Below are 2,531 nucleotides of genomic sequence, written 5' to 3' on the forward strand. Positions count from 1 at the left end.
AAAGCCCTTGACGTCAGCGCTTTAAAAAACTACGGTTTAGGGGTCCTTTCTGATTTCATCAGTTAGCTGACATAGCTGTTCAATATTAATAGAGTCTTATAGAAGTTGCACAAAGTGCCTTCTTGACTCGTGTATACACTCTCTCTGGAGACTGATTATGCCCGCTTATTTTAACCTCGATACATTTTCCAGCATCCTGCGCTATCTGATTCTTGCGGCTCAAGAAAAACGGGTAGTACCGTATAACGAGTTAGAGAATGCTTTCGGCCTAAGCCATAACATGGCTGGATTCTACGCCGGAATTGTTGGCAATTTCTGCCACGACAATAAATTGCCACTTTTGAACTCTCTCGTCATCAATACGACTGCTTGTAAGCCCTCGGAAGGTTTTGACGCCTATTTGACTGACTCTAAAATGACTTGGGGCGATTGCTTGGCCCAATGCTGGAAGCATTTCCACCTAACGACCTCTCGTGTACATCAGGTGAAAAACTTCTCCGGTTTAACTGACTTGGTCCGAAAATGGGGTGCGCAAGAGTTCTAAGTGCACAAAGCGTAGAACATGAAAGGGTGACAGTTGTTGCCCTTGCATTTTTATTGTCAATTTTTGCGATAAGCCCTTAGAACTTTAGTAACGAGTGCATCCTCATTCTAAAATGCGTCGAACTACAAATGGTCGTAGCTACCCCCTAGTTCTTAGTTGCGTGGATCGAGAGCAATATATGCAGTAATTAGATGCTATTGAGGAGTAGAATATTTGGCATGTTTTATCGGTCTTGTTACTCTCGCAGTACTGGTTCTGTCTATCGGACTAGGGTTTGCTAACGAAAATTGGTTCACAGTCCTTGGTTTAGCAATTGTGGTCATTTCCTCTTTTACCTCAATTGCCATATCACTCAAAAATGCGAAAAGTGCTGCCCAAGCAAGAAAGCTAGCCTTTGAGGCTTTCCTGCCGGAAATCGATGGAAGCAAATCGTACTCCTTCAAATACACAGCAGCCATAATGGGTGTGGACAACCATTCTCCAATTCAGCACCTGCAGCGGCAAATTGATGAAATTCAGAGGGTCGCAATTCAGGATGAGAAAAATTTTGTTCAACGTTTACAAATAACTGAACGCCGCATAGATATTTGTCTAGCACAAATCAGATATCACGAAGAGGCAACGCTTCCAAAAATACTGGGCCAAGGCTCAGGCACCGTCATCCTTGGTGCAATCCTCACGATAGTCGGTTCTGTGTACTTGGCTTTCGCTGATGACACCTACAAAACCTTTTCAGCACTCGCTGGCGTATTGCGTGATTTAGGTGTGACGCTATAGCCGTGAACGATCATTTTTTTGATCTTTCTTGCAGACTCAATTGATCAGCAAAGCTTAATGTGATCTCTCCGTCATTCTGGGAAAATCTCAACGTGAAAAGTGAAGTCCTCATCTCCCGGGATGAAGGAAAGGGAGAGCTTTGTGAGCTCGATAACTTTCATATCAGTGCCGTCTGGATTCCAGGATGCTTTGAGTAAACCTCCATTTGAAAATTCGAGTGTCTGAACAGCGCGGTCATCCTCAAGGACCGGATTGCTCAGCTCTCCGAGCAAAAAATGCGGAGACATATGCGTGCTCCAGCTCTTGAACACGTACTCAGACTCAAGATAAGGCTCAGACGGCACCCTTTCAGCGTCTGAGATAGACGCCTTCTGCGCGAGCAGAATTGCGGCTTCACGCGCATCTATCAAGGTCTGCCTTAAAGCCATGTTTTCTTGTTTTAGCTCATCAAGCTGCCTCTGCAAATGACGGATTCGATACTTCATTCCTGGGTATTGAACGGCGGCTGACCGATACGCCCCGGTTACGGTTCGAAGGCCCGTTGCTGCTAGAAGGCGCTCATGAAACTCTTCATTATCAGAATTAAATTTTATCAACATAACCATCCCCTTTAGGTACCTAAACATCAGGCTTGATTTTTTTTACACGATCAAAAGGTACCTTCATTACACTCTAAAAGGTACCTTTTTTCGTAAAAAAAATCCAAAACCTTTGGGTTAAGGTACGTTTTCATGTGGGTGGTCTCAAGCGATCCCCCGCCTAGGCACGGTCCGCCAATATTTTTGAGTTCAGGAATACCGCTGCTTTCAGGTGAGCCAAGGCTAAATCCATGATTGCGTCTTCACTCTCAGGCCCCAATTTGCCCGCTGCATCCATAGGCAGATAAGGCCGAGCTGGTACGTCCCCCCACAACTGTGGAAATTCCGCCCGTTCCCCGCCGAATTGCATCATCGCCGCATACGGCTTGTTGCTGCCAACCATGGCCGAACTGTCGGTTGCGTGCGTAGTTATAGATGCCGCCAAACCTGCAGCACTGACCTGCAGCATCTGCCCCGGCCAGTGGCCGTGCTTTGCACGTTTCTCTTTGGTGACATCGGAGAGTTCAGGCCACTCGGGGCGGCCTTCGTGTTCGAAGTTTTCTTCGGTTTGGCCGGCGAGTTCGGCGGCGATGGATTTCATCAAAGGTGTGAGGTCGCCGATCGCGTCTTCG

The 2,531-nt window shown here is 46.8% G+C and carries 4 protein-coding genes; 2 read left to right on the forward strand and 2 right to left on the reverse strand.

Going from position 1 to position 2,531, the window contains the following annotated elements:
* The first annotated feature begins 157 nt into the window (after positions 1-157).
* Positions 158-544 (forward strand): hypothetical protein, encoded by a 387-nt coding sequence (locus tag F8N49_RS27145; RefSeq protein WP_151553264.1) that lies wholly within the window; start codon positions 158-160, stop codon positions 542-544.
* A 213-nt stretch (positions 545-757) separates the two neighbouring features.
* Positions 758-1,321 (forward strand): hypothetical protein, encoded by a 564-nt coding sequence (locus F8N49_RS27150; protein WP_151553265.1) that lies wholly within the window; start codon positions 758-760, stop codon positions 1,319-1,321.
* Between the two features lie 71 nt (positions 1,322-1,392).
* Here F8N49_RS27150 and F8N49_RS27155 read toward each other — a convergent pair whose 3' ends face one another.
* Together F8N49_RS27155 and F8N49_RS27160 are read right to left on the reverse strand one after the other, a co-directional pair.
* Entirely contained in the window at positions 1,393-1,920 is a 528-nt protein-coding gene (locus F8N49_RS27155) for a hypothetical protein (RefSeq protein ID WP_151553266.1), read from the reverse strand.
* A 160-nt stretch (positions 1,921-2,080) separates the two neighbouring features.
* Positions 2,081-2,531, reverse strand: a 451-nt coding sequence (locus F8N49_RS27160) for a phage virion morphogenesis protein (protein ID WP_151553267.1), incomplete at its 5' end; no start/stop codon positions are given.

The organism is Pseudomonas sp. GXM4 (assembly GCF_008923895.1).
Lineage (GTDB): Bacteria > Pseudomonadota > Gammaproteobacteria > Pseudomonadales > Pseudomonadaceae > Aquipseudomonas > Aquipseudomonas atacamensis.